41 protein-coding genes are annotated in these 24,825 nt (G+C 71.5%); 7 read left to right on the top strand and 34 right to left on the bottom strand.

From position 1 onward, the window contains the following. Positions 1-5 precede the first annotated feature (5 nt). The 3 genes from moeA to ACI8AG_RS16410 are packed head-to-tail and all read left to right on the top strand — an operon-like array spanning position 6 to position 2,184. A complete protein-coding gene (gene moeA, locus ACI8AG_RS16400; RefSeq protein ID WP_456597879.1) occupies positions 6-1,217 on the top strand; it encodes a molybdopterin molybdotransferase MoeA in 1,212 nt (403 codons plus the stop codon). Further along, positions 1,214-1,687, top strand: coding sequence for a cyclic pyranopterin monophosphate synthase MoaC (gene moaC / locus ACI8AG_RS16405; protein ID WP_456597880.1), 474 nt, complete (start codon positions 1,214-1,216; stop codon positions 1,685-1,687). Before moeA ends, moaC begins: the two co-directional genes overlap by 4 nt. Further along, positions 1,684-2,184 carry a MogA/MoaB family molybdenum cofactor biosynthesis protein gene (locus ACI8AG_RS16410; protein ID WP_456590431.1) on the top strand — a complete coding sequence of 167 codons (501 nt, stop codon included), beginning with the start codon at positions 1,684-1,686 and terminating at the stop codon, positions 2,182-2,184. Before moaC ends, ACI8AG_RS16410 begins: the two co-directional genes overlap by 4 nt. Positions 2,185-2,324: 140 nt before the next feature. On the opposite strand, the gene fdhD is transcribed toward ACI8AG_RS16410, so the two are convergent. After that, a complete protein-coding gene (gene fdhD / locus ACI8AG_RS16415; RefSeq protein WP_456590432.1) occupies positions 2,325-3,152 on the bottom strand; it encodes a formate dehydrogenase accessory sulfurtransferase FdhD in 828 nt (275 codons plus the stop codon). 40 nt (positions 3,153-3,192) lie between these two features. Here fdhD and mobA point away from each other — a divergent pair, with 40 nt between their 5' ends. From mobA to ACI8AG_RS16435, 4 genes are all read left to right on the top strand, one after another. Next, positions 3,193-3,783, top strand: coding sequence for a molybdenum cofactor guanylyltransferase (gene mobA, locus ACI8AG_RS16420; RefSeq protein WP_456597881.1), 591 nt, complete (start codon positions 3,193-3,195; stop codon positions 3,781-3,783). Between the two features lie 9 nt (positions 3,784-3,792). Beyond that, positions 3,793-4,458, top strand: a complete 666-nt coding sequence (locus ACI8AG_RS16425) for an NAD(P)H-binding protein (protein ID WP_456597882.1) — start codon at positions 3,793-3,795, stop codon at positions 4,456-4,458. Positions 4,459-4,528: 70 nt separating this feature from the next. Further along, the gene (locus tag ACI8AG_RS16430; protein WP_456597883.1) at positions 4,529-5,431 is read left to right on the top strand and encodes an alpha/beta fold hydrolase; all 903 of its coding nucleotides are present in this window, start codon (positions 4,529-4,531) and stop codon (positions 5,429-5,431) included. Further along, a complete protein-coding gene (locus ACI8AG_RS16435; RefSeq protein WP_456597884.1) occupies positions 5,431-6,057 on the top strand; it encodes a TetR/AcrR family transcriptional regulator in 627 nt (208 codons plus the stop codon). The genes ACI8AG_RS16430 and ACI8AG_RS16435 overlap by 1 nt, the downstream gene beginning before the upstream one ends. On the opposite strand, the gene truA is transcribed toward ACI8AG_RS16435, so the two are convergent. From truA to rpsJ, 33 genes are all read right to left on the bottom strand, one after another. Next, complete coding sequence (gene truA, locus ACI8AG_RS16440) at positions 6,035-6,904, bottom strand: tRNA pseudouridine(38-40) synthase TruA (protein WP_456597885.1); 870 nt, start codon at positions 6,902-6,904, stop codon at positions 6,035-6,037. The genes ACI8AG_RS16435 and truA overlap by 23 nt on opposite strands. 1 nt (position 6,905) lies before the next feature. Next, positions 6,906-7,280 carry a hypothetical protein gene (locus ACI8AG_RS16445; RefSeq protein ID WP_456590438.1) on the bottom strand — a complete coding sequence of 125 codons (375 nt, stop codon included), beginning with the start codon at positions 7,278-7,280 and terminating at the stop codon, positions 6,906-6,908. After that, positions 7,277-7,837 carry a 50S ribosomal protein L17 gene (gene rplQ, locus ACI8AG_RS16450; protein WP_456597886.1) on the bottom strand — a complete coding sequence of 187 codons (561 nt, stop codon included), beginning with the start codon at positions 7,835-7,837 and terminating at the stop codon, positions 7,277-7,279. Before rplQ ends, ACI8AG_RS16445 begins: the two co-directional genes overlap by 4 nt. A 176-nt stretch (positions 7,838-8,013) precedes the next feature. Next, entirely contained in the window at positions 8,014-9,090 is a 1,077-nt protein-coding gene (locus ACI8AG_RS16455; protein WP_456597887.1) for a DNA-directed RNA polymerase subunit alpha, read from the bottom strand. Positions 9,091-9,255: 165 nt separating this feature from the next. Then, complete coding sequence (gene rpsD, locus ACI8AG_RS16460; RefSeq protein WP_456590441.1) at positions 9,256-9,882, bottom strand: 30S ribosomal protein S4; 627 nt, start codon at positions 9,880-9,882, stop codon at positions 9,256-9,258. 33 nt (positions 9,883-9,915) lie between these two features. Further along, positions 9,916-10,323, bottom strand: coding sequence for a 30S ribosomal protein S11 (gene rpsK / locus ACI8AG_RS16465; RefSeq protein ID WP_091319594.1), 408 nt, complete (start codon positions 10,321-10,323; stop codon positions 9,916-9,918). Between the two features lie 99 nt (positions 10,324-10,422). After that, positions 10,423-10,803 (bottom strand): 30S ribosomal protein S13, encoded by a 381-nt coding sequence (gene rpsM / locus ACI8AG_RS16470; RefSeq protein WP_456590442.1) that lies wholly within the window; start codon positions 10,801-10,803, stop codon positions 10,423-10,425. 14 nt (positions 10,804-10,817) lie between these two features. Next, positions 10,818-10,931, bottom strand: a complete 114-nt coding sequence (gene rpmJ, locus ACI8AG_RS16475) for a 50S ribosomal protein L36 (protein WP_012950458.1) — start codon at positions 10,929-10,931, stop codon at positions 10,818-10,820. A 67-nt stretch (positions 10,932-10,998) separates the two neighbouring features. Continuing rightward, a complete protein-coding gene (infA, locus tag ACI8AG_RS16480; protein WP_012950459.1) occupies positions 10,999-11,220 on the bottom strand; it encodes a translation initiation factor IF-1 in 222 nt (73 codons plus the stop codon). Between the two features lie 294 nt (positions 11,221-11,514). After that, positions 11,515-12,318 carry a type I methionyl aminopeptidase gene (gene map, locus ACI8AG_RS16485; RefSeq protein ID WP_456597888.1) on the bottom strand — a complete coding sequence of 268 codons (804 nt, stop codon included), beginning with the start codon at positions 12,316-12,318 and terminating at the stop codon, positions 11,515-11,517. A gap of 94 nt (positions 12,319-12,412) precedes the next feature. Further along, the gene (locus ACI8AG_RS16490; protein WP_456590444.1) at positions 12,413-13,021 is read right to left on the bottom strand and encodes an adenylate kinase; all 609 of its coding nucleotides are present in this window, start codon (positions 13,019-13,021) and stop codon (positions 12,413-12,415) included. Continuing rightward, positions 13,021-14,331: a preprotein translocase subunit SecY gene (gene secY, locus ACI8AG_RS16495; RefSeq protein ID WP_456590445.1), complete on the bottom strand. Its 1,311-nt coding sequence runs from the start codon at positions 14,329-14,331 to the stop codon at positions 13,021-13,023. Before secY ends, ACI8AG_RS16490 begins: the two co-directional genes overlap by 1 nt. A 119-nt stretch (positions 14,332-14,450) precedes the next feature. Then, positions 14,451-14,894, bottom strand: coding sequence for a 50S ribosomal protein L15 (rplO, locus tag ACI8AG_RS16500; protein ID WP_456590446.1), 444 nt, complete (start codon positions 14,892-14,894; stop codon positions 14,451-14,453). Between the two features lie 13 nt (positions 14,895-14,907). Next, the gene (gene rpmD / locus ACI8AG_RS16505; protein WP_284491275.1) at positions 14,908-15,087 is read right to left on the bottom strand and encodes a 50S ribosomal protein L30; all 180 of its coding nucleotides are present in this window, start codon (positions 15,085-15,087) and stop codon (positions 14,908-14,910) included. Position 15,088: 1 nt separating this feature from the next. Further along, positions 15,089-15,703, bottom strand: a complete 615-nt coding sequence (gene rpsE, locus ACI8AG_RS16510) for a 30S ribosomal protein S5 (protein WP_026857030.1) — start codon at positions 15,701-15,703, stop codon at positions 15,089-15,091. 49 nt (positions 15,704-15,752) lie between these two features. Beyond that, positions 15,753-16,175: a 50S ribosomal protein L18 gene (gene rplR, locus ACI8AG_RS16515; RefSeq protein WP_456590447.1), complete on the bottom strand. Its 423-nt coding sequence runs from the start codon at positions 16,173-16,175 to the stop codon at positions 15,753-15,755. Further along, on the bottom strand, positions 16,175-16,714 hold the full coding sequence (gene rplF, locus ACI8AG_RS16520; protein WP_456590448.1) for a 50S ribosomal protein L6: 540 nt from the start codon (positions 16,712-16,714) through the stop codon (positions 16,175-16,177). The genes rplR and rplF overlap by 1 nt, the downstream gene beginning before the upstream one ends. Before the next feature lie 14 nt (positions 16,715-16,728). Further along, complete coding sequence (gene rpsH, locus ACI8AG_RS16525) at positions 16,729-17,139, bottom strand: 30S ribosomal protein S8 (protein ID WP_456597889.1); 411 nt, start codon at positions 17,137-17,139, stop codon at positions 16,729-16,731. A gap of 165 nt (positions 17,140-17,304) precedes the next feature. Then, positions 17,305-17,490 (bottom strand): type Z 30S ribosomal protein S14, encoded by a 186-nt coding sequence (locus ACI8AG_RS16530; protein WP_091929101.1) that lies wholly within the window; start codon positions 17,488-17,490, stop codon positions 17,305-17,307. Positions 17,491-17,509: 19 nt separating this feature from the next. Then, positions 17,510-18,094 carry a 50S ribosomal protein L5 gene (rplE, locus tag ACI8AG_RS16535; protein WP_456590450.1) on the bottom strand — a complete coding sequence of 195 codons (585 nt, stop codon included), beginning with the start codon at positions 18,092-18,094 and terminating at the stop codon, positions 17,510-17,512. Positions 18,095-18,099: 5 nt separating this feature from the next. Continuing rightward, the gene (gene rplX / locus ACI8AG_RS16540) at positions 18,100-18,435 is read right to left on the bottom strand and encodes a 50S ribosomal protein L24 (protein WP_456590451.1); all 336 of its coding nucleotides are present in this window, start codon (positions 18,433-18,435) and stop codon (positions 18,100-18,102) included. A gap of 2 nt (positions 18,436-18,437) precedes the next feature. Beyond that, positions 18,438-18,806, bottom strand: coding sequence for a 50S ribosomal protein L14 (gene rplN / locus ACI8AG_RS16545; RefSeq protein ID WP_305998210.1), 369 nt, complete (start codon positions 18,804-18,806; stop codon positions 18,438-18,440). 215 nt (positions 18,807-19,021) lie between these two features. Further along, positions 19,022-19,312, bottom strand: coding sequence for a 30S ribosomal protein S17 (gene rpsQ / locus ACI8AG_RS16550; RefSeq protein ID WP_456590452.1), 291 nt, complete (start codon positions 19,310-19,312; stop codon positions 19,022-19,024). Then, positions 19,309-19,542 (bottom strand): 50S ribosomal protein L29, encoded by a 234-nt coding sequence (rpmC, locus tag ACI8AG_RS16555; RefSeq protein WP_097194642.1) that lies wholly within the window; start codon positions 19,540-19,542, stop codon positions 19,309-19,311. Before rpmC ends, rpsQ begins: the two co-directional genes overlap by 4 nt. Continuing rightward, positions 19,542-19,958 (bottom strand): 50S ribosomal protein L16, encoded by a 417-nt coding sequence (gene rplP, locus ACI8AG_RS16560; protein ID WP_014377986.1) that lies wholly within the window; start codon positions 19,956-19,958, stop codon positions 19,542-19,544. The genes rpmC and rplP overlap by 1 nt, the downstream gene beginning before the upstream one ends. Before the next feature lie 3 nt (positions 19,959-19,961). Beyond that, complete coding sequence (rpsC, locus tag ACI8AG_RS16565; RefSeq protein ID WP_456590453.1) at positions 19,962-20,873, bottom strand: 30S ribosomal protein S3; 912 nt, start codon at positions 20,871-20,873, stop codon at positions 19,962-19,964. Beyond that, positions 20,873-21,340, bottom strand: coding sequence for a 50S ribosomal protein L22 (rplV, locus tag ACI8AG_RS16570; RefSeq protein WP_091929107.1), 468 nt, complete (start codon positions 21,338-21,340; stop codon positions 20,873-20,875). Before rplV ends, rpsC begins: the two co-directional genes overlap by 1 nt. A gap of 20 nt (positions 21,341-21,360) precedes the next feature. Next, the gene (gene rpsS, locus ACI8AG_RS16575) at positions 21,361-21,642 is read right to left on the bottom strand and encodes a 30S ribosomal protein S19 (RefSeq protein ID WP_236825796.1); all 282 of its coding nucleotides are present in this window, start codon (positions 21,640-21,642) and stop codon (positions 21,361-21,363) included. 23 nt (positions 21,643-21,665) lie between these two features. After that, positions 21,666-22,499, bottom strand: coding sequence for a 50S ribosomal protein L2 (gene rplB / locus ACI8AG_RS16580; RefSeq protein ID WP_073421345.1), 834 nt, complete (start codon positions 22,497-22,499; stop codon positions 21,666-21,668). Positions 22,500-22,543: 44 nt separating this feature from the next. Further along, entirely contained in the window at positions 22,544-22,846 is a 303-nt protein-coding gene (gene rplW, locus ACI8AG_RS16585) for a 50S ribosomal protein L23 (protein WP_347058012.1), read from the bottom strand. Beyond that, positions 22,843-23,619: a 50S ribosomal protein L4 gene (gene rplD, locus ACI8AG_RS16590; protein WP_456590455.1), complete on the bottom strand. Its 777-nt coding sequence runs from the start codon at positions 23,617-23,619 to the stop codon at positions 22,843-22,845. Before rplD ends, rplW begins: the two co-directional genes overlap by 4 nt. Further along, a complete protein-coding gene (gene rplC, locus ACI8AG_RS16595) occupies positions 23,616-24,281 on the bottom strand; it encodes a 50S ribosomal protein L3 (RefSeq protein WP_456590456.1) in 666 nt (221 codons plus the stop codon). Before rplC ends, rplD begins: the two co-directional genes overlap by 4 nt. 15 nt (positions 24,282-24,296) lie before the next feature. Beyond that, the gene (gene rpsJ / locus ACI8AG_RS16600; RefSeq protein ID WP_014377994.1) at positions 24,297-24,602 is read right to left on the bottom strand and encodes a 30S ribosomal protein S10; all 306 of its coding nucleotides are present in this window, start codon (positions 24,600-24,602) and stop codon (positions 24,297-24,299) included. Between the last annotated feature and the right edge of the window lie 223 nt (positions 24,603-24,825).

Here is a 24,825-nt window from a genome sequence, read left to right on the forward strand (position 1 = left end):
CGAGGATGTGCCCCGTGCGCACGGTCGAGGAACACCAGTCGGTGGTGGACGCCCTGCTGCCCGCCCTGCCCGAGGAGACCGTGCCCCTGTCGGCCGCGCACGGCCGGGTGCTGGCGCGGGACGTCGTCGCCGAGGTGCCGCTGCCGGGCTTCGACAACTCGGCGATGGACGGCTACGCCGGCCGGTGGGCCGAGCTCGCCGGCGACGACGGCGGGCCGGTCCGGCTGCCGGTGGCCGAGGACATCCCCGCCGGGCGCACCGACGTCGTCCCCCTGGCGCCGGGCACCGTCCACCGCATCATGACCGGGGCCCCGCTGCCCCCGGGGGCCGACGTCGTCGTCCCCGTGGAGCTCACCGACGGGGGCACCGACGTCGTGGAGATCCGCGGCCGCCCGCCCGCCGGGAGCCACCTGCGGGCGGCCGGCGAGGACATCACCGCAGGCACCGTGGCCCTCCCCGCCGGGGCCCCGCTCGGCGCCGCCCAGCTGGGCCTGGCCGCCGCGGTGGGGGTTTCGGAGCTGGTCGTCCGGCGCCGGCCGCGGGTACTGGTCCTCTCCACCGGCAGCGAGCTCGTCGCACCGGGGCAGCCGCTGGTGCGGGGGCAGATCTACGAGTCCAACTCGGTGCTGCTGGCCGCCGCGGTCGAGGAGGCCGGCGGCATCCCCCGGCGACTGCACTTCGTCCCCGACGACGTGGACCAGTTCCTCGCCACCGTGCGGGCGGAGCTGGCGACGGCCGACCTGCTGATCACCAGCGGCGGGGTGAGCGCCGGCGCCTACGAGGTGGTCAAGGACGCCTTCCGCACGCTCGGCACCGTCGAGTTCGGCAAGGTCGCCATGCAGCCCGGCGGGCCCCAGGGCGCCGGCACGGTCGACGGCGTCCCCGTGGTCACCCTCCCCGGCAACCCGGTGAGCGCCTTCGTCTCCTTCGAGGTGTTCGTCCGCCCGGCCCTGCGCCGGGCACTGGGGCACAGCTCGCCCGCCCGGGTGCGGGTACCCGCCCGACTCGCCGGCCCGCTGCGCTCCCCCGCCGGTCGCCGGCAGTACCTGCGCGGCCGCTACGAGGGCGGGGAGGTCTCCCAGGTCGGCGGCCCCGGCTCGCACCTGGTCGCACACCTGGCCAGGGCCAACTGCCTGGTCGTCGTGCCCGAGGACGTCACCGAACTGCCCGCCGGCGCCTCCGTGGACGTCGTGCTGATCGAGGGAGCGCTCCAGTGACCGGACCACGCCTCACCCACGTCGACGAGTCCGGCGCCGCCCGGATGGTCGACGTCTCCGCCAAGGCGGTCACCGCCCGGGAGGCCACCGCGGCCGGCCGGGTGCTGATCAGCGCCGAGGTGGTCGACCTGCTGCGCGGGAAGGGCGTCCCCAAGGGCGACGCCGTCGCCGTCGCGCGGATCGCCGGCATCGCCGGGGCCAAGCGGACGCCGGACCTGGTGCCGCTGTGCCACCCGATCGCCCTGCACGGCGTGACGGTGGACGTCGAGGTCGCCGACGACGCGGTCGAGATCACCGCCACCGCCCGCACCGCCGACCGCACCGGGGTGGAGATGGAGGCGCTCACCGCGGTCACCGTGGCCGGGCTCACCATGATCGACATGGTGAAGGCGGTCGACCCGCGGGCGACGATCACCGACGTCCGGCTGCTGCGGAAGTCCGGCGGCAAGAGCGGGGAGTGGACCCGGTGACCGCCGCGCTCCCGGCCGGCGCGCGCGCCGTCGTACTCACCGCCTCGAACCGGGCCGCGGCCGGCGTCTACGAGGACCGCAGCGGCCAGGTGCTCGCCGCCGGGTTGCGCGAGCTGGGCTTCGCGGTGGAGGGGCCGCACGTGCGGCCCGACGACGCCGCCGAGCTGGAGGCCGTGCTGCGCAACGCGGTGGACCTCGGCGTCGACCTGGTGGTCACCACCGGCGGCACCGGCCTCTCCCCCACCGACGTCACCCCCGAGGCCACCCGGGCGGTGCTCGAGCGGGAGGCGCCCGGCATCGCCGAGGCGGTCCGCCGGTACGGCGCCGAGCACGGGGTCCCCACGGCGGTCCTCTCCCGTGGGCTGGCCGGCACCGCCGCGCGCACGCTGATCGTCAACCTGCCCGGCTCCACCGGCGGGGTGCGGGACGGGCTCGCCGTCCTCGGCCCGCTGCTCCCGCACGTGGTGAGCCAGCTCCGCGGCGGAGACCATGTCTGACGTCGTCCTCCGGACGACATCGCGGCCAGGAGCCGTGCCCCAGCTGCGCTGAGCGCGTCCTGACCTGCGTCGCGGGAGCCTCCGGCCCTCACTCCTGCGGTCACCTCGCGGGGCGCGCAAGGCCCGTGCAGGTGGCCGCGTCAGTCCAGTGCGATGCGCTCCTGGTGGGTGTAGACGTTGCAGCCGTCGCCACGGAGGAAGCCGACGAGGGTGATGCCGACCTCGCGGGCCAGCTCCACGGCCAGCGACGACGGCGCGGAGACCGCCGCCAGCACCGGGATGCCGGCCATCGCCGCCTTCTGGGTCAGCTCGAAGCTCGCCCGGCCGCTCACCATCAGGACGTGCCCGGCCAGCGGCAGCCGGCCGGCCCGCACGCCGTCGCCGATCACCTTGTCCACCGCGTTGTGCCGACCCACGTCCTCGCGCAGCGCGAGCAGCTCGCCGTCGGCGCCGAACAGCCCGGCGGCGTGCAGGCCACCGGTCTTGTCGAACACCTGCTGCTGGGCGCGGAGCCGGTCCGGCAGCGCCAGCAGGGCCGCCAGTGGGAGCCGCAGGGTGTCGGCGGCGACGTCGAAGGAGGTCTTCGTGCGGATCGCGTCGATGCTCGCCTTGCCGCAGACCCCGCAGGAGCTGGACGTGTAGAAGTTCCGCTCCAGCCCGGTGTCGGGCATCGGCACGCCGGGCGCCAGGTCGACGTCCACGACGTTGTACGTGTTGCGCCCGTCCGCGTCGACCGAGTCGCAGTAGCGCAGGCCCGCGACGTCGTCGGCGCCGCGGATCACGCCCTCGGTCGCCAGGAAGCCGTGCACCAGGTCGAAGTCGTCGCCGGGGGTGCGCATGGTGATCGCCAGCGCGGTACCGCCCAGGCGGATCTCGAGCGGCTCCTCCGCGGCGACCGTGTCGGGCCGGGTGGTGTGCTGCGCGCCGCGGATGCGCAGCACCGGGGTGCGGCTGGTGACTCGTCCCACGCGGAGGACGGTACCCATGCCGTGGGCCTACCGTGTCGGCGTGGACCCGCTGCCCCCGTACTCGGCCGTGGTGCTGGCCGGTGGACGGGCCGAGCGGCTGGGCGGGCAGGCCAAGCCCCAGCTGCGCGTGGGCCGCCGGACGATGCTGACGGCCGCCCTCGACGCCGTCGGCGACGCGCGGCAGCGGATCGTCGTGGGGCCGGCGCAGGAGGTCCCGGGCGACGTCCTCCTGACCCGCGAGGCGCCGCCCGGCGGTGGGCCCGTCGCGGCGCTGCGGGCCGGGCTCGCGGTCGTGGACACCGCCGTCGTCGTCCTCCTCGCCGCCGACCTGCCGTTCCTCACCGCCCACCTGGTCGCGGAGCTGCGCCGACGCCTGCGCCACGACGGTGTCCTGGTGGTCGACGACACCGGTCGCGACCAGCTCCTGCTCGGCGCCTGGCGCACGGCTGCGCTGCGCGCCGCCGTGGCCGCGCCGGACTGCCCTCGCGCCCTGCACCGGGTGGTCTCCGGGCTCGCCGTCGACCGCTTCTCCCCGCCGGTGGCACCCGGCCGCCCGGCGCCGTGGCTGGACTGCGACACCCCCGAGGAGCTGGCGCGCGCCCGGGCGGTAGCCGGCGCGCCCCCCGGGTAGGGCGTGGGCATGCGCATCGTCATCGCTGGGGCCCACGGGCAGGTCGCCCGCCGCCTCGGCCGTCTCCTGTCCGGCCGCGGCGACACCGTCGTCGGGCTCGTCCGCAATCCCGATCACCGGGCCGACCTGGAAGCCGATGGCGTGACGCCGGCGGTGATCGACCTCGAGTCGGCCTCGCTCGAGGAGGTCGCCGAGGTGCTGCAGGGCGCTGACGGGGTCGTGTTCGCCGCGGGCGCCGGGCCGGGCAGCGGGGCCGCCCGCAAGGACAGCGTCGACCGCGGAGCGGCGGTGCTGCTGGCCGACGCCGCCGAGCGGGCGGGGGTGCGGACCTACCTGCTCGTCTCCTCCATGGGGACCGACCTGGTGGCCGGTGGCGCCGCGCCCGACGGCGTCGACGAGGTGTTCGCCGCCTACCTGCGCGCCAAGCTCGCCGCCGAGCAGAACCTGCTCGCCCGCCCCGCCCTCGCGGTCACGGTGCTGCGGCCGGGCGGCCTGACCGACGATCCCGGCACGGGCCGGGTCACCCTCGACCGGCACGTGGAGCGCGGCGAGATCCCCCGCGACGATGTCGCCGCAGTGCTGCTGGCGTTCCTCGACTCCCCGCGCGACGGAGCCGTGGTGGAGCTGGTCTCCGGCACGACGCCGGTCGGCGAGGCGGTCGCCTCCGTCCCCTGACGCGGCCCTTCCGCCCGGCGACGCTTGGTGGTACACCTGTATCACCAACGCCGCCGAGGCAGGAGCCGCCATGCCCACCAGGACCGCCCGCCCGTCCGCGTTCACCAGCGATGCAGCGCGGAACAGGTTCCTCGTGCGCTACGACGAGGTGCTGGACCGGGTCTGGCCGGTCCCGGTCGATCCGGTCGACCTGCCGACCACGGCGGGCACCGTCCGGGGATACCGGGCCGGCCCGACCGGCAGCGCCCCGGTCGTCCTGCTCAGCGGCGCGGGTGGCAACGCGATCGGCTGGTACCGCGCCGTCGCCGCGTTGAGCCGGCAGCACCCGGTGCTGGTCGTGGACACACCCGGTGAGCCCGGCCGCTCCCGGCAGACCGCGCCGCCGGCCGACGGGCCGGCGCTCACGGGCTGGCTCGAGGAGGTGCTCGCCGGGGTCGGGGCCCGTGGCGCCCACCTGGTGGGGTGCTCCTACGGCGGCTGGCTGGCCCTGGAGCACGCGCGGGTGCAGCCGGGGCGGATCTCCGCGGTGACGCTCGTGGACCCGGCCGGCCTCCAGCCGCTGACCGGCCGCTTCTACCGCTGGGTGGTCCTCGGCGGGATGGCCGCCGCACTGCCCCGGGGACTGCGCCACCGGGCGGCCCGGCGCCTGGTGAACGGCACGCTCGCCGACGACGACCTCATGGCCCTGGTGTCGGCATCCATGGCCTTCCGGCGCCGGCTCCCCGCCCCCTCGCCGTGGTCGGACGACGAGCTCGAGAGCGTCGCCCCGCCGGTGCAGGTGCTGATCGGCGAGCGCAGCACCATCCACGACGCCACCGGCGTCGCCCGCCGCCTGTCCGCCGTACGGCCGGACTGGCGCGTGGAGGTCGTCCCCGGCACCGGCCACGCGCTGCAGGTCGAGGCTCCCGAGCTGGTGGCCGACCGGGTGCTCTCCTTCCCCCCATCCGTGAGCCGCCCACGCGCGGAGGCCTGATGCCCAGGCGCGTCGACCACGGCGAACGGCGGGCACACATCACAGCAGCTCTGCTGCGCATCGCGAGCAGCCGCGGCCTGCAGGCGGTCACCATGCGGGAGGTCGCCGCCGAGGCGGGGGTGTCGCTGCGCCTGGTGCAGTACTACTTCACCGACAAGCGGACGCTGATGCGGGCCGGCCTGGACGAGCTCGCGGCGCGGCTCGACCGCCGGGTCCGTGAGCGCGCCACCGCGCACGGTGTCGGCCTGCCACCGCGGCTGGCCCTCGAGGTCGTGCTCGGCAGCATCCTGCCCACCGACGAGTCGGGTCGGGCGGACCGCATGGCGTGGACGGCCTACTTCGCCGCAACGCTGACCGACCCCGGGCTGCTGGAGGGCACCACCGACCACCCGGATGCGCTCGCCGACCTGCTGACCGGGTACGTCGTGCGCGGGCAGCAGAGCGGAGACGTCGACGCACAGCGGGACGCCCGCATCGAGGCGGCGAGCCTGCTCGCCCTGGTGAACGGCCTCAGCGACAGCGTGCTGGGCCGGCAGCGGGACGCCGAGGACGCGCTGGCGATCCTGGGCTACCGCCTGGACCGGCTGTTCGACGGCCCGGCCGTCACCCCCGGCGCGCCCGGGTGACCTGGGCACGGGTGGCGAGCTCGGCATCGGGCGGGTAGTCGACGGCGAGCAGCGTCAGGCCGTGGGCCGGGGCGACCGGCACCTCGCTGGACCGCTCGGAGCGTGCCAGGAGGCTCGCCGGCCAGTCGAGCGGGCGCCGCCCCTCACCCACCGCGATCAGGCCCCCCACGAGGCTGCGCACCATCGAGTGGCAGAAGGCGTCGGCGGACGCATCGATGCGGAGCACCTCGACGCCGGCGTCCTCCACGGCCCTCGAGACCTTGAGCCGCAGCAGGGTGCGGATCGTCGTCGCCCCCTCGCGGCGCCTGCAGAAGGCCGCGAAGTCGTGCTCACCGAGGAGCAGCCCCGCCGCGAGATCCATGGCGGTGGCGTCGAGCCGACGCGGCCAGGCCACCGTGTCGTTCCGGCGCAGCGGCGGCGGACCCGCCGGGTCGTCGGTCAGCCGGTACGCGTAGTGGCGGGCCAGCGCACCGAAGCGCGCATCGAAGTCCGGGGGCGCCTCGGTCACCGACCGGACCACCACGTCCGGCGGCAGGACGCCGCGGAGCCGCCGGACCAGCTTGGCGGCCTGCTCCTCCCACACCCCCCGCGGGACGTCGCAGTGGACGACCTGACCGGTGGCGTGCACGCCGGCGTCGGTGCGGCCGGCGACGGTGAGGTCGACGTCGCGGCGGAGCACCGTGGCCAGACCCCGCTCCAGCTCGTGCTGGACCGTGCGCATCGCCGGCTGGCGGGCCCAGCCGTGGAAGCCGGTGCCGTCGTACTGCACGGCCAGCCGGAGACGGACGAGCCCGCCACCGGAGTCGGTGGCGGGCTCGTCCGTGCGCTGCTGATCGCTCAGCGGCACGTCACTTCGGGTCCGGAGCGGCGTCGCCGCCCTGGTACTGCTGGCTCGCGGTCGCGGCGTCCCCGAGCTCGGCGGCCTCGACCTCCGCCGCCGCGGCCCGGGCCACCTCGGGCGAGAGCGCCGGGTCGTCCACCAAGGCCGCGTTCTCGCGCTGCGGCTCGGGCGTCACGTCACCGTCGTCCTGCCGGTCGCCGTCGGGGTTGTAGACGTCGGTGACGATCTCCTGCGCCTCGTCCGTGACGCTGCCGTCGGTCACCGCGGGCGAGGTGTCGCCACCGGGACCGGTGGTCTCACCCTGGAACGTCGCCCCCTGGTCGCCGCCACCGGCGGACACGCCGGCCGCGCCGGCGCCCGTCACGTCCTCGGGCGAGCTCATCGGGCGTCCGTGTCCTCGGCGTCGGCGGCGGTCTCGTCGGCCGCCTCCTCGGCGACCTGGTCGGCCGCCGCGTCCTCGGCGTCGGCGGTCTCGATCGCGTCCGCGGTGACCTCGCCGGTGGCAGCGGCCGCGCCGGCGCCGGTGGCGAACTGGGTGCCACGGGCGCGCTCGGCCTCGCCGACGGCCTGCTGGCCGACGGTCAGGGCCTCGACCAGCTCGATGACCGCCATCGGGGCGTTGTCGCCCTTGCGGGGACCGACCTTGGTGATGCGGGTGTAGCCACCGGGGCGGTTCTCGTAGCGAGGGCCGATCTCGGCGAACAGGGTGTGGACGACGTCCTTGTCACGGATGGTCGTCATCACCTGACGACGCGCGTGCAGGTCACCGCGCTTGGCGAAGGTCACCAGCTTCTCGGCCAGCGGACGCAGCCGCTTGGCCTTCGCCTCGGTGGTGGTGATCCGCCCGTGCTCGAACAGCGAGGTGGCCAGGTTGGCCAGCATCAGCCGCTCGTGCGCGGGGGAGCCGCCGAGACGGGGGCCCTTGGTGGGGGTGGGCATGTCGGTCCTTCCTCAGGCGGCCGGGCGCTCGCTGCCGGCTGCATCCGTGGTGGTGCTGTCGTCCTTGCTGCGGTGGTGCTGCACTGCTCGTGGCGTCAGTGTGGCGTGCCCCGAGCGGCCCCGCTGCAGGGGCCCACCGCGGACGTGCCGGCGGCGGGGTGCAGCGGGGCCCTTGCTCAGAGCTGCTCGGTCTCCTGGTAGGAGCCCTCGTCGTACTGCGCCTGGTCGTAGCCGGCCGCGTACTCGCCCGTGCCGTGGTAGGCGTCGGTCTCGTAGCCCTCGTCGTAGCTCTCGATCGAGGTGGGGATGAACCCGGGCGGGCTGTCCTTGAGCGCCAGCCCCATGGCGGCCAGCTTCATCTTGACCTCGTCGATCGACTTGGCCCCGAAGTTCCGGATGTCGAGCAGGTCGGCCTCGGAGCGGGTCACGAGCTCACCGACGGTGTGCACGCCCTCGCGCTTGAGGCAGTTGTAGGACCGGACGGTGAGGTCCATGTCCTCGATCGGCATCGAGAAGTTGGCGATGTCGGCGGCCTCGGCCGGGCTGGGCCCGACCTCGATGCCCTCGGCGTCGATGTTCAGCTCGCGCAGCAGCCCGAAGAGCTCGACCAGGGTCGACCCGGCCGAGGCGATCGCGTCCCGCGGGGCGATGGAGGGCTTGGTCTCCACGTCCACCACGAGCCGGTCGAAGTCCGTGCGCTGCTCGACGCGGGTCGCCTCGACGGCGTAGGTGACCTTGCGGACCGGCGAGTAGATCGAGTCGACGGGGATGCGGCCGATCTCCTGGCCCGGCTGCTTGTTCTGCGGGGCCGGCACGTAGCCGCGGCCGCGCTCGACGACCAGCTCGACCTCCAGCCGACCCTTGCCGTTCAGGGTGGCGATGTGCAGCTCGGGGTTGTGCACCTCGACGCCGGCCGGCGGCGCGATGTCCGCGGCGGTGACCTCACCCGGGCCCTGCTTGCGCAGGTACATGGTCACCGGCTCGTCGGAGTCGGAGCTGACGACCAGGCTCTTGAGGTTGAGGATGATCTCGGTGACGTCCTCCTTGACGCCCGGCACGGTGGTGAACTCGTGCAGGGTGCCCTCGATGCGGATGCTGGTGACAGCGGCACCGGGGATGGACGACAGCAGCGTGCGCCGCAGGGAGTTGCCGAGGGTGTAGCCGAAGCCCGGCTCGAGCGGCTCGATGATGAACCGCGAGCGCTGCTCCGAGATGGTCTCCTCGGTCAGCGTGGGGCGCTGTGCGATGAGCATTGGGTGTCTCCTTCAGGTCCTCCGGCACCCGCCATATGACGCCGTGAGGGGTGGTGCTGGTCCCGGCGGACATCTGTCCGTCCGCCGGGACCGGTGGTGCTGGAACGGCCCTGTCGCAGGGGCCCGCCGCGCGCGGAGCGTGTGGCGGGGTGCGACAGGGTCCTTCTACTTCGAGTACAGCTCGACGATCAGCTGCTCCTGGACCGGGGTGTCGATCACCTGACGGGCCGGGATGCCGTGGACGAGCACGCGGAGCTGGGTGCTGATGACCTCGAGCCACGGCGGCACGGGGCGCTCGCCCGCGCGGGCCTGGGCCACCTCGAACGGCATCATCGTGCGCGACTTCTCGGCGACCTCGATGATGTCGTTCTCGCTGACCCGGTACGACGGGATGTCGACCTTGCGGCCGTTCACCCGGATGTGGCCGTGGCGCACCAGCTGGCGGGCCATGTCGCGGGACTCGGCGAAGCCGGCCCGGTAGACCACGTTGTCCAGCCGCGACTCGAGGATCTGCAGCAGGACCTCACCGGTCTTGCCCGTCTTGCGGTTGGCCTCTTCGTAGTAGCCGCGGAACTGCTTCTCCAGCACACCGTAGATACGGCGGGCCTTCTGCTTCTCGCGCAGCTGCAGCAGGTACTCGCTGTCCTTGCTGCGGCCCCGGCCGTGCTCGCCCGGCGGGTACGGCCGGATCTCGATCGGGCACTTCGGGGACTCGCACTTGCTGCCCTTGAGGAACAGCTTCATCTTCTCGCGCCGGCACATGCGGCAGTCGGCTCCGGTGTAACGGGCCACGTCTATCTACCTCTTCGTCTCGTCAGTGGCCGGTCAGACCCGGCGGCGCTTCTTGGGGCGGCAGCCGTTGTGCGGCTGCGGGGTGACGTCCTGGATCTGCCCCACCTCGAGGCCGGTGGCCTGGAGCGAACGGATCGCGGTCTCCCGGCCGGAGCCGGGACCCTTCACGAAGACGTCCACCTTGCGCATGCCGTGCTCCTGCGCCTTGCGGGCCGCGTTCTCGGCGGCCATCTGCGCGGCGAAGGGGGTCGACTTGCGGGAGCCCTTGAAGCCGACGTGGCCGGCGGAGGCCCAGCTGATCACGTTCCCGCTGGGATCGGTGATCGAGACGATCGTGTTGTTGAACGTGCTCTTGATGTGCGCAGCACCGTGAGCGACGTTCTTCTTCTCCTTGCGGCGGACCTTCTTGGCGCCGGCCGCGGCGCGAGCCCTGGGAGGCATGAGTCTGTCGAGTTCCTTCTCTTCGTGGCCTAGAGAGGCAGCACGCGTGCGCGCCGACGCTCCCCCCTCACGGGATCTGCGGCGACGCGCTCTCGCGGCTTACTTCTTGCCGGCCTTCTTCTTGCCGGCGATGGTCTTGCGCGGGCCCTTGCTCGAGCGCGCGTTGGTCTTGGTGCGCTGACCGTGCACCGGGAGGCCACGGCGGTGCCGCAGACCCTGGTAGCAACCGATCTCCACCTTGCGACGGATGTCGGCGGCCACCTCGCGGCGCAGGTCACCCTCGACGCGGAAGTGCTCGTCGATGTAGTCGCGGAGCTTCAGCAGGTCCTCGTCACTGAGGTCCTTGGCGCGCAGGTCGGGGTTCACACCCGTCGCGGCCAGGGTCTCCTTGGCGTGGTGCTTGCCGATGCCATAGATGTAGGTGAGCGCGATCTCCATCCGCTTCTCGCGGGGCAGGTCGACGCCAGCCAGTCGTGCCATGTTCAGGTACTCCCTCAGCCCTGGCGCTGCTTGTGCCGGGCGTTGTCGCAGATGACCATGACCCGGCCGTGCCGGCGGATCACCTTGCACTTGTCGCAGATCTTCTTCACCGACGGCTGGACCTTCACCGGTGCCGCCCCTCATTCCTCGAAATCGATGTGCCCGGACCGCGCACGCCGTGCGGGTCCGTGACGGTCACTTGTAGCGGTAGACGATGCGACCGCGCGTCAGGTCGTAGGGCGAGAGCTCCACGACCACGCGGTCCTCGGGCAGGATGCGGATGTAGTGCTGCCGCATCTTGCCGCTGATGTGGGCGAGCACCCGGTGCCCGTTCTGCAGCTCGACCCGGAACATCGCGTTGGGCAGCGGCTCGACGACGCGACCCTCGACCTCGATGGCCCCGTCCTTCTTCGCCATGCCCTACACGCACTCCTTGACTCGGTGGTACTGGTTCCTTCGCGCGGCCGCGCCGGTGACCGGCTGGACGCACTCGGGACTTTGCAGATCGGGTGGTGCCGGCGCTCTCGCAGAGGGCGCTCTGCGTCATGCGGCCACAGCACGACGACAGAACGGCGCTAGCGCCACAGAAGATCGTACCCCGATGTCCCACGCGTCACCAACCCGCCCCCGGAGTGACAGTGGTGACGTGCTGAACGGCCCGATCAGGGGCTCACCCCGAGCGTGCGAGGGGTGAGGATGCCGGGTCCCTCCTCAGGTGCGGGGCGTGATCCCGAACGGCGCCAGACCCGCGACGCCGCCGTCCTCGGCGGTGAGCACCCACGGACCCTCGGGGGTGATGGCGACCGTGTGCTCGAAGTGTGCCGCGCGCGACCCGTCCTTCGTGACGACCGTCCAGCCGTCCTCGAGCTCCACGGTGGCGGGGTCGCCGACGGTCACCATCGGCTCGATCGCCAGGGCGAGGCCGGGGACGAGCTTGGGGCCACGGCCCGGCCGCCCGTAGTTCAGCACGTGCGGGTCCTGGTGCATCTCCGTGCCGATGCCGTGCCCGCCGTAGTGGTCGACGATGCCGTACGGGTGGCTCTCGGCCCGGATGACCTGCTCGACCGCGGAGCTGATGTCGGTCAGCCGGCCGCCGGCAACGGCACGGGCCAGCCCCGCCCACATCGACCGCTCCGTCACGTCGAGCAGCGCCGCATCCTCGGCGGAGGGCTCCCCCACCGTCACCGTCACGGCGGAATCCCCGTGCCAGCCGTTCAGGATGGCCCCGCAGTCGATCGAGATGTTGTCGCCCGAGGCGAGCGCCCGGTCCTTGTGGGGGATGCCGTGCACGATCTCGTCGTTGATCGACGCGCAGATGCTGCCGGTGAAGCCGTGGTACCCCAGGAACGAGGGCACCGCACCCGCGCTGCGGATGTGGTCCTCGGCGATCGCGTCGAGCTCACCCGTGGTGACCCCCGGGCGGATGGCGGCGCGGACGGCCGCGATCGCTCCCGCGACGACGAGCCCCGCGCCCCGCATCAGCTCGATCTCGTGCGGCGTCTTGATCTGGATCATGCGTCCACTCCACTTCGCGACCAACGGAAGGCGGCCGAGGATGCCTGCCGTCATCTTCCGCGTCGCTCCTTCACCGCACCGGCCGGCCGGTGGCTCACGCCGGCTGACCGGCCTCGCCGTCATCGTCAGCGCCCAGCGCGCGCAGCGCCCGGGCGGTGACCTCCTCGACCGGACCGATCGCGTCGATGCGCGCGAGCAGCCCCTCGTCCTCGTAGAAGCCTGCCACCGGTGCGGTCTGTTCCCGGTACACGTGCAGCCGGTGCCGCACCGTCTCGGGCTTGTCGTCGTCGCGCTGGACCTCTTTACCGTCCACGATCATGCGCCGGCCCGAGAGCCGCCGGACCAGCTCGTCCTCGTCGACCACGAGTTCCACGACGCGGTCGAGCTTCTGCCCCAGCTCGGTGAGGGACTCCCGCAGCTGCTCGGCCTGGGCGATGGTGCGCGGGAAGCCATCGAGCAGGAAGCCCGACTCCGCGTCGTCCTCGGCCAGCCGGTCCTTGACCATGGCGACGGTGATCTCGTCGGGCACGAGGTCGCCGGCGTCCATGTAGACCTTGGCCTTCTGGCCCAGCTCCGTCTTCCCGCTCACGTTGGCGCGGAAGATGTCGCCGGTCGAGATCGCGGGGACGCCGAGCTTGGCGGCGATGATCTGCGCCTGGGTGCCCTTGCCCGCTCCGGGGGGGCCCAGGAGGACGATGCGCACTACTTCAGGAACCCTTCGTAGTTGCGCTGATTCAGTTGCGTCTCGATCTGCTTCACTGTCTCCAACCCCACTCCGACCATGATCAGGACAGCGGTTCCACCGAACGGGAAGTTCTGGTTCTGCCCTTCCTGCGTGATCGACAGGAAGAGGTTCGGCAAGACTGCGACCAGACCCAGGTAGATCGACCCCGGAAGCGTGATCCGGGACAGGACGTACTGCAGGTACTCGGCGGTGGGCCGCCCCGGCCGGATGCCCGGGATGAAGCCGCCGTAGCGCTTCATGTCGTCGGCCCGTTCCTCCGGGTTGAACGTGATCGACACGTAGAAGTACGTGAAGAAGATGATCATCGCGAAGTAGATCGCGACGTGGACCGGGCTGCTCTGGTCGATCACGTAGTTCTCGAAGAACCGACGCACCGCTCCGGTCTCGTTGCCCTGGAGCTGGGTGATCAGCTGGGGCAGGTACAGCAGCGACGAGGCGAAGATGACCGGGATGACGCCGGCCTGGTTCACCTTCAGCGGCAGGTAGGTCGACGTGCCGCCGTACATCCGGCGGCCGACCATCCGCTTGGCGTACTGCACCGGGATGCGGCGCTGCGCCTGCTCGACGTAGACCACGGTGCCGATGATCACGACGGCGAAGGCACACACGACGGCGAAGACGATGCCGCCCCGCGTCTGCAGGATCGAGCCGCCCTCGGCCGGGATCCGCGCGGCGATCGAGGTGAAGATCAGCACGGACATGCCGTTGCCGATCCCCTTCTCGGTCAGCAGCTCGCCGAGCCACATGATCAGCGCGGTGCCGGCGGTCAGCGTGATCACCAGGATCACCGTCGTCCAGACCGACTCCGACGGGATGATCTCCTGGCTGCAGTTCGGGAACAGCTGCCCGCTGCGGGCGAGGGCGATGATGCCGGTGCTCTGCAGCACGGCCAGCGCGATGGTGAGGTAGCGGGTGTACTGGGTCAGCTTGGCCTGACCCGACTGCCCTTCCTTCTTCAGCTGCTCGAAGCGCGGGATCACCACCACCAGCAGCTGCACGATGATGCTCGCGGTGATGTAGGGCATGATCCCCAGCGCGAACACGCTCAACCGGAGCAGCGCGCCGCCGGAGAAGAGGTTCACCAGCGAGTAGAGGTCCCGCTGGTCGGAGGCCTGGGCCTGCTCCAGGCAGCTGTTGATCGCCTCCACCGAGACGCCCGGCCCCGGGACCGCCGCCCCCAGCCGGTAGACGGCGATGATCGCCAGGGAGAACAGCAGCTTGCGCCGGAGATCTGGCGTCCGGAACGCCGCGGCGAACGCCTGCAGCACGTGCCCTCCCCTGTTCGGTCGAGTGAGGTTAGCAAGAGAAGGACCCCGTCCCCCTCACCGCTCGCGAGCTCGCGGTGAGCCTCCGGACGGGGCCGAGGGAGGGGAAGGGGTCCTTCTACTCAGAGAACGGTGGTGCTGCCGCCGGCCGCGGCGATCTTCTCGGCAGCCGAGGCGGAGAAGGCGTTCGCGTGCACGTCGACCTTGATCCCGCCGAGGTCACCGGTGCCCAGCACCTTGACCGGCTGGCCGCGGCGCACCGCGCCGGCCTCGGCCAGCGTGTCCGGGTTGACCGCGCCCCCCTGCGGGAACAGCGCCGCGATCCGGTCGAGGTTGACGACCTGGAAGACGACCTTGTTGTTGTTCTTGAAGCCCGAGAGCTTGGGCAGCCGCATGTTCAGCGGGGTCTGCCCACCCTCGAACCGCGCGGAGACGGTGCCCCGCGCGCCGGTGCCCTTGGTACCGCGCCCGGCCGTCTTGCCCTTGGAACCCTCACCACGACCCACGCGGGTCTTCTTGGTGTGGGCGCCGGGGGCCGGACGCAGGTGGTGGACCTTCAGTGTCATAGCGAGTCTTTCCTCAGACCTCTTCGACGCGCACGAGGTGCGGCACCGTCGCGACCATCCCGCGGATCTCGGGACGGTCCTCCTGGACGACCGAGTCGTTGATCTTCTTCAGGCCCAGCGAGCGCAGCGTCTGGCGCTGGTTGGGCTTGGTGCCGATCGCGGACTTGACCTGGGTGACCTTCAGCTGCGCCATCTCAGACCCCCTGACCCGCACGCGCACGCAGCATGGCGGCCGGGGCGACGTCCTCGAGGGGCAGACCACGGCGGGCCGCGATCTCCTCGGGGCGGACGAGGTCCTTCAGCGCCTGCATGGTGGCGTGCACGATGTTGATCGGGTTCGACGAACCGAGGCTCTTCGAGAGCACGTCGTGGATACCGGCGCACTCCAGCACGGCGCGCACCGGGCCACCGGCGATGACACCGGTACCGGGGCTCGCCGGCTTGAGGAGCACGACGCCCGCCGCCGCCTCACCCTGCACGGGGTGCGGGATGGTGCTGGCGATGCGCGGCACCTTGTAGAAGTGCTTCTTCGCCTCCTCGACGCCCTTGGCGATCGCCGCGGGCACCTCCTTGGCCTTGCCGTAGCCGACGCCCACGGTGCCGTCACCGTCGCCCACGATCACCAGAGCGGTGAAGCTGAAGCGCCGACCACCCTTGACGACCTTGGACACGCGGTTGATCGCCACCACGCGCTCGATGTAGTTGCTCTTCTCGGCGGGAGCGCCTCCGGGGCCCCGCCCGCCGTCACGACGGTCGCGGCGGTCGTTGCCGCCGCCGGCGCCGCCGCCGCGTCGCTGTGGTCCTGGCATCAGACGTCCCTCTCGATCTGCTCGCTCGTGCTGGTGCGGTGGCTGGTCATCAGAAGTCCAGCCCACCCTCGCGGGCACCGTCGGCCAGCGCGGCGATGCGCCCGGCGTAGCGGTTGCCCCCGCGGTCGAAGACGACCGCCGTGATGCCGGCGGCCTTCGCGCGCTCGGCCACCAGGGCACCCACCTGGCGGGCCAGGGCGGACTTGTCGCCCTCGGCGCCACGCAGGCTGGCGTCCATGGTCGACGCGCTCACCACGGTGCGGCCGACGGTGTCGTCGACCACCTGCACGTGGATGTGGCGCGAGCTGCGCTTGACCACCAGGCGCGGGCGCTCCGGCGTGCCGGCGACCCGCTTGCGCAGCCGGTTGTGCCGACGCAGGCGCGAGACGCGCCGCGCGGTGCTGATGTCGGTGCCGACGGGCTTGCGGCCGCCGGCGGTCTTCCCGTTCGTGGGAGCAGTTGCCTGAGCCATCACTTACCCGTCTTCCCGACCTTGCGCTTGACGACCTCGCCCTGGTACCGCACGCCCTTGCCCTTGTACGGGTCGGGCTTGCGGATCTTGCGGATCTTGGCCGCCACCTCACCGACCAGCTGCTTGTCGATCCCGCTGACCCGCAGGCGGGTCGGGGACTCGACCGCGAAGGTGATGCCCTCCGGGGCCTTCACCGGCACGGGGTGGCTGAAGCCCAGGGCGAACTCGAGGTCCGAGCCGCGCGCCTGGACGCGGTAACCGACACCGACGATCTCGAGGGTCTTGGTGTACCCCTCGGTGACGCCGGTGATCATGTTGGCGATCAGAGTCCGCGAGAGCCCGTGCAGGGCGCGGCTCTGCCGCTCGTCGTTGGGGCGCTGCACCCGCAGCGTGCCGTCCTCGTCGCGCTCGACGGTGATCGGCGCGGCGACCGTGTGGCTGAGCGTGCCCTTGGGTCCCTTCACGCTGACCGTCTGACCGTCGATGGCGACGTCGACACCACCGGGCACGGCGATCGGGAGTCGTCCGATCCGTGACATTGTCGTTCGCTCCCTTACCAGACGTAGGCGAGGACTTCCCCACCCACGCCCTTCTTGTTCGCCTGCTTGTCGGTCAGCAGCCCGGTCGAGGTCGAGATGATCGCGACGCCGAGGCCGCCGAGGACCTTGGGCAGCGCCGTCGACTTCGCGTACACCCGCAGACCGGGCTTGGAGACCCGCCGGACGCCGGCGATGCTCCGCTCGCGGTTCGGGCCGTACTTGAGGTCGACCACCAGCTGCTTGAACGGCCTGCCGTCGGCGTCGGTCTCGTCCACGCGCCACCCCGCGATGTAGCCCTCCTGCTGGAGGATCTCGGCGATGTGCGTCTTGAGCTTCGACGACGGCATGACCGCGGAGTCGTGGTACGCCTGGTTGGCGTTGCGCAGACGCGTCAGCATGTCTGCGATCGGGTCGGTCATGGTCATGACGTAGTGGTGCCTCTCTCGCCGCGGTTCCTCGTGCGCCGGGTCATCGGGGACTTGGCGCGGGGCCTTTCGGCGATCAGTGGTGCGTTGGTGAGGGGATGGAGCGGCCCGGCCCCGTCCCGGGTCCCACCCTGAGCTTGCGAAGGGTGGGGAGGACGGGGTGTTTTACCAGGAACTCTTGCGAACGCCCGGGAGCTCCCCGGCGTGGGCCATCTCCCGCAGGCAGATCCGGCACAGGCCGAACTTGCGGAACACCGAGTGCGGGCGACCGCACCGCTGGCAGCGGGTGTAGCCACGCACCTTGAACTTCGGGGTGCGGGCCGCCTTGTTGATCAGCGCCTTCTTGGCCATCTCTTCTCTCCTGCCCGGCTCAGCGGACGGTCGTGACGACGGGCTGGCCGGCGAAGGGGAAGCCGAGCTGGCGGAGCAGCTCGCGACCCTCCTCGTCGGTGGTCGCGGTGGTGACCAGCGTGATGTCCATGCCGCGGGGACGGTCGATCTTGTCGACGTCGATCTCGCGGAACATCGACTGCTCGTTCAGCCCGAACGTGTAGTTGCCGTGGCCGTCGAACTGCTTGGGGTTCAGGCCGCGGAAGTCGCGGATGCGGGGCAGCGCCAGCGACAGCAGGCGGTCCAGGAACTCCCACATGCGGTCGCCGCGGAGGGTGACCTTCGCGCCGATGGGCATCCCCTCGCGCAGCTTGAACTGCGCGATGGACTTGCGGGCCCGGACGACGGCCGGCTTCTGGCCGGTGATGGCGGTGAGGTCGCGGACCGCGCCGTCCATCAGCTTGGCGTCGCGGGTGGCCTCGCCGACGCCCATGTTGACGACGATCTTCGTCAGGCGCGGGATCTGCATGACGTTCTCGTAGCCGAACTCCGACTGGAGAGCCGGCGTGATCGTCTCGCGGTAGTGGGCGAGCATGCGGGGCAGCTCACGGGTGGGTGCGCTCATGAGGTTCAGAGGTCCTTACCGGTGCGCCGCGAGACCCGGATGCTGCGGCCTTCCTCGTCCTTGCGGTAGCCGACCCGGGTCGGCTTCTCCTCGGAGTCGACCACCATCACGTTGCTCACGTGGATGGGCGCCTCCTGCGTGACGATCCCGCCCTGCTGGGCGCCGCGCTGGGTCGAGCTGATGCGGGTGTGCTTCCGCACGCGACCGACGCCCTCGACCAGGACCCGCTGGAGCTTGGGGTAGGCGGCGATGACGCGGCCCTTGGCTCCCTTGTCCTTGCCGGCCAGCACGAGGACGGTGTCGCCCTTCTTGACCTTCATCGACGGGGTCTTGTCCGCCATGATCACAGCACCTCCGGGGCGAGCGAGATGATCCGCATGAAGCGCTTGTCGCGGAGCTCCCGGCCGACGGGCCCGAAGATGCGCGTCCCGCGCGGGTCGCCGCTGTCGCGGATGATGACCGCGGCGTTCTCGTCGAAGCGGATGTAGGAGCCGTCCGGACGACGGCGCTCCTTCACGGTGCGGACGACGACGGCCTTGACGACGTCACCCTTCTTGACGCCTGCACCGGGCAGCGCGTCCTTCACGGTGCCGACGATGATGTCGCCGATGCCCGCGTAGCGTCGCCCGGAGCCGCCGAGCACCCGGATGCAGAGGATCTCCTTCGCACCGGTGTTGTCGGCGACGCGCAGCCGCGACTCCTGCTGGATCACGTCCTACTCCCAAATACTTGTGGTGACAGCCGGGCCGGAACGGTGAACCGGCTGTCCGGCACTCGCGTGCGGACGCACCGGCGGCAGTTGCCGCCGGTGCGTCCGAAGCACGGGTACCGGGATGTGGCGCGCGACCCCCTCGAGCCACGAGGTGCGCGCCAGTCGTTCAGCGTACTCCTACCTGGGGCGACCCTGCCGGGCCGCCTCCTGCAGGACTACTTGGCCTTCTCGATGACCTCGACCAGCCGCCACCGCTTGGTGGCCGACGTCGGCCGGGTCTCCATGATCTGCACGCGGTCACCGACACCGGCGACGCCCTGCTCGTCGTGCGCCTTCAGCTTGCTCGTCCGGCGGATGACCTTGCCGTACAGGCCGTGCTTCACGCGGTCCTCGACCTCGACGACGATGGTCTTCTCCATCTTGTCGCTGACGACGAGGCCCTCGCGGACCTTGCGGTAGCCACGGCCGGCCAGGCCGGGGCCGGACGACTCCTGGGTCTCGCTCATGCCACACCCTCGTTCGGGGCGACCGAGAGACCCAGCTCGCGCTCGCGCATGATCGTGTAGATCCGGGCGATGTCGCGGCGGACGGTCTGCAGTCGCCGATTGTTGTCCAGCTGGCCGGTGGCCACCTGGAACCGCAGGTTGAACAGTTCTTCCTTCGACTCGCGCAGCCGCGAGGCGAGCTCGTCAGCAGAGAGCTCGCGCAGCTCGGGAGCGGTCAGACCGGCGGCCATCACACTTCTCCTTCACGCGTGATGAAGCGGCACTTCATCGGCAGCTTGTGGATCGCACGACGCATGGCCTCGCGGGCCACGGGCTCGGCGACCCCGGACAGCTCGAACAGCACGCGACCGGGCTTGACGTTGGCCACCCACCACTCGGGCGAACCCTTACCGGAACCCATGCGGGTCTCGGCGGGCTTCTTCGTCAGCGGACGGTCGGGGTAGATCGAGATCCACACCTTCCCGCCACGACGGATGTGCCGGGTCATCGCGATACGCGCGGACTCGATCTGCCGGTTGGTGACGTAGGCCGGCTCCAGGGCCTGGATGGCGTACTCACCGAAGTTGATCTCGGTGCCACCCTTGGCCCGGCCGGAGCGGCTCGGGTGGTGCTGCTTGCGGTGCTTGACGCGCCGTGGGATGAGCATGGCTCAGCTCTCCGTGTTCTCGGTGGCCGTCTCGGCGGCTGCCGTGCCCTGCGGGCCGGCTGCCTCGGCGACGGTCTGCTCGGGAGCGACCTCACCGGAGGTCTGCGCGACCACGGCGTCGGTGGTCTCGGCCACCGGCCCCGTCGTGGACTCGGCGGCGGCGCGGCCGGCCTCGGTGCCACCAGCGGTGGTGCCCGAGGAACCCGAGCGGCGCTGGGGCCGCTGCGCGCGCTCACGTCGCTGCTGACGCTGGGCGAGGGCCTCGAGGGCCTCCCGCTCGGCGCGCGAGCCGCTGACGTCGCCCTTGTAGATCCACACCTTGACGCCGATGCGACCGAAGGTCGTACGGGCCTCGTAGATGCCGTAGTCGATGTTCGCCCGGAGGGTGTGCAGGGGCACCCGGCCCTCGCGGTAGAACTCCGAGCGGCTCATCTCGGTGCCGCCGAGGCGACCCGAGCACTGCACCCGGATGCCCTTGACCTGCGGGCTGCGCTGGGCGGACTGCATCGCCTTGCGCATGGCGCGACGGAAGCTCACCCGGCTGGAGAGCTGCTCGGCGACGCCCTGGGCGACCAGCTGCGCGTCGGACTCGGGGTTCTTGACCTCGAGGATGTTCAGCTGCACCTGCTTGCCGGTCAGCTTCTCCAGCTCGCCGCGGATGCGGTCCGCCTCGGCGCCGCGGCGCCCGATGACGATGCCCGGACGGGCGGTGTGGATGTCGACGCGGACCCGGTCACGGGTGCGCTCGATCTCCACCTTGGAGATGCCGGCCCGCTCCATGCCCTTGGACATGAGCTTGCGGATCGCGACGTCTTCCTTGACGTAGTCCTTGTACAGCTTGTCCGCGTACCACCGGGACTTGTAGTCGGTGGTGATCCCGAGCCGGAACCCGTGCGGGTTGACCTTCTGACCCACTATCGGGTCCCTCCCCTCGTGTTGCTGGTGGACTGCTGGGTGGCCGGGCCGGACTGGCCGGTGTCCCGGCGCGCCTTGCGCGACTTCTGCGCGAGGACGGCGCTGCTGGCGACCTCGCTCACCTCGATGGTGATGTGGCTGGTCCGCTTGTTGATGCGGAACGCCCGGCCCTGCGCACGCGGACGGATCCGCTTGAGCGTCGGCCCCTCGTCGACGTACGCCGCGCTGACCACGAGTGCAGCCGGGTCCAGCTGCAGGTTGTGCTCGGCGTTGGCCACCGCGCTGGCGACCACCTTGGCGACCGGCTCGCTCGCCGACTGCGGGGCGAAGCGCAGCAGCGCCAGGGCCTCGTCGGTCGGCAGGTAGCGGATCAGGTCCACCACGCGGCGGGCCTTCATGGGGGTCACGCGGACGAACCGGGCCGTAGCCCGGGCGACCGGCGCCTCCTGTCCCAACTGGGAAGTCATCTGAATCTCTCTCTACCTGGTCAGCCCCGCCGCGAGCGGCGGTCGTCCTTGACGTGCCCGCGGAAGGTGCGCGTGGGCGCGAACTCCCCGAGCTTGTGCCCGACCATCGCCTCGGTCACGAACACCGGGACGTGCTTGCGGCCGTCGTGCACCGCGAGGGTGTGGCCGAGCATGTCCGGGATGATCGTCGAACGGCGTGACCAGGTACGGATCACGTTCTTGGTGCCCTTGGCGTTCTGGGCGTCCACCTTGGCGAGCAGGTGGTCGTCGACGAACGGGCCCTTCTTCAGGCTGCGTGGCATATCTGTCGGACTCCTCTACCCGCTCAGCGCTTCTTGTTGGTGCGCCGGCGGCGCACGATCAGGGCGTCACTTGCCTTCCGCTTGCGCGTCCGGCCCTCCGGCTTGCCCTTCGGGTTCACCGGGTGGCGACCACCGGAGGTCTTGCCCTCACCGCCACCGTGCGGGTGGTCGACCGGGTTCATCGCCACACCGCGGACGGTCGGGCGCTTGCCCTTCCACCGCATACGGCCGGCCTTGCCCCAGTTGATGTTCGACTGCTCGGCGTTGCCCACCTCGCCGACGGTCGCGCGGCAGCGCACGTCGACGTTGCGGATCTCGCCCGACGGCATGCGCAGCTGCGCGAAGCGACCCTCGCGGGCGACCAGCTGGACGCTGGTCCCCGCGGAACGGGCGATCTTCGCGCCGCCACCGGGACGGAGCTCGATGGCGTGAACCACGGTGCCGACCGGGATGTTCCGCAGCGGCAGGTTGTTGCCCGGCTTGATGTCGGCCGCGGGGCCGCACTCCACCGTGTCGCCCTGCTTCAGCCGCGCCGGCGCGATGATGTAGCGCTTCTCGCCATCGGCGAAGTGCAGGAGCGCGATCCGGGAGGTGCGGTTCGGGTCGTACTCGATGTGCGCGACCTTGGCCGGCACGCCGTCCTTGTCGGCACGACGGAAGTCGATCACCCGGTAGGCGCGCTTGTGGCCGCCACCCTGGTGGCGAGCGGTGACCTTCCCGTGCACGTTGCGCCCGCCACGACCGTGCAGCGGTCGGACCAGCGACTTCTCGGGGTGGTCTCGCGTGACCTCGGCGAAGTCGGCGACGCTGGAGCCGCGGCGGCCCGGCGTCGTCGGCTTGTACTTGCGGATAGCCATTGCTGACTCAGTCCTCTATCTCTGGTCCGAAACGGTCACGGCGCTCAGGCGCCGGGACCACCGAAGATCTCGATGCGGTCGCCGGCAGCCACGGAGACGATGGCGCGCTTGGTGTCCTTGCGCTTGCCCATCTGGGTACCCCGGCTGCGCTTGCGCTTGCCCTGGCGGTTGATCGTGTTCACGCCGAGGACCTTCACCTTGAAGATCTGCTCGACCGCGATCTTGATCTGCGTCTTGTTGGCGTCCGGCCGCACGATGAACGTGTACTGGTTGCCATCCAGCAGGCCGTAGCTCTTCTCGGAGATGACCGGGGCGAGCAGGACGTCCCGGGGGTCGCGGACGCTCATGCCTTCTCCTCGGTGGTCTCTTCGACGGTGCCCTCGCCGGCGGCGGGGGCGATGGACGGGATGCCACCGGGGATCTCGGAGGTGGCGAGGTCGGGCAGGTCGGCGCCGGAGCGCTTGCCCTTGGCCGGACCGGCGACGAACTCGGCCAGCGCCGCCTCGGTGAAGATGACCTCGTCGGAGACCAGCACGTCGTAGGTGTTGAGCTGGCCGGCCTCGATGAGGTGCACCTCGGGGACGTTGCGCAGGCTGACCCAGTTGAGGACGTCGTCGCGGTCGAGGACCACCAGGACCCGCTTGGCCTGGGTGACGGCGTTCAGCGTGGCCAGCGCGGCCTTCGTCTTGGGGGCGTCGCCGTCGACGAACGCGGAGACTACGTGCACCCGGCCCTCGCGGGCCCGGTCGGAGAGGGCACCGCGCAGGGCGGCGGCCTTCATCTTCTTCGGAGTCTTCTGCTCGTAGTTGCGCGGCTGCGGGCCGTGGACGATGCCACCACCGGTGAACTGCGGCGCGCGGATCGAGCCCTGGCGGGCACGCCCGGTGCCCTTCTGGCGGTACGGCTTCGCGCCACCGCCGGCGACCTGACCCCGCGACTTGGTGGCGTGGGTGCCCTGGCGGGCAGCCGCCAGCTGCGCGACGACGACCTGGTGCATCAGGGAGACGTTCGCACTGGCGTCGAAGAGCTCACCGGGCAGCGTCACGCTGCCGGAGGTCTCCCCCGCCGGGGTGCGGACGTCGACCTGGCGGTCGGTGCGCGTCTCGGTCGATGAGGTCACTTGTCGTCACTCCCCACGGGACCGCCCTTGACGGCCGAACGGACGAGCACGAGGCCGCCCTTCGGGCCGGGGATGGCGCCCTTGATCAGCAGCAGACCCCGCTCGGTGTCCACCTTGTGGACGACGAGCGACAGGGTCGTGGTCTTGACCGCACCCATGCGGCCGGCCATGCGCAGGCCCTTGAAGACCCGGCCCGGCGTCGACGCGCCACCGATGGAACCCGGCGACCGGTGCTTGCGCTGGGTGCCGTGCGAGGCGCCGAGGCCCTTGAACCCGTGGCGCTTCATGACACCGGCGGTGCCCTTGCCCTTGCTGGTGCCGATGACGTCGACCTTCGCGACGCCGTCGAACACGTCGGCGGTCAGCTCCTGGCCGACCGTGTAGTTCCCCGCGTCGGAGGTGCGCAGCTCCACCAGGTGGCGCCGCGGCGTCACGCCCGCCTTGGTGAAGTGCCCGCCCTCGGGCTTGTTCACCTTGCGCGGGTCGATCTCACCGAACCCGAGCTGGACGGCGGAGTAGCCGTCGACCTCGGGGGTGCGCACCTGGGTCACCACACACGGGCCCGTCTTGACGACGGTCACCGGCACGAGGCGGTTGTTCTCGTCGAAAACCTGGGTCATCCCCAGCTTCTCGCCGAGGAGACCACGGAATGTGCTCGCCATGTCTGCTGACTGCCCTTACTGAATGTTGACGTCGACCGAGGCCGGCAGGTCGATGCGCATGAGCGCGTCGACCGTCTTCGGCGTCGGGTCGAGGATGTCGATGAGCCGCTTGTGGGTCCGCATCTCGAAGTGCTCGAAGGAGTCCTTGTACTTGTGCGGAGACCGGATCACGGCGTACACGTTCTTCTCCGTCGGCAGCGGCACCGGGCCGACGACGCGCGCTCCGGTCTTCGTCACCGTCTCCACGATGCGCCGCGCCGAGGCATCGATCGCCTCGTGGTCGTAGGCCTTCAGCCGGATGCGGATCTTCTGTCCCGCCATCGCCTGTTCTCGCTCCTGCCGATCGGTTGTGAAAGATCAAGTGGGTCTGTTGACCCGGTGGGTCCAGGACCCGGGCGGGCTCGGGCGGCGTGCCGCCCCGAGCCCATGGCCGGGGGGGGGGGGGGGCGGGCCCCCCCCCCCCCCCCCCCCCCCCCCCGCGACACTAATTATGTTGTCGTGGGCCCCGCCCCCCGCCCCCCCCCCCCCCCGCCCCCCCCCCCCC

The sequence above is a fragment of the Blastococcus sp. SYSU DS0552 genome, from assembly GCF_054050815.1.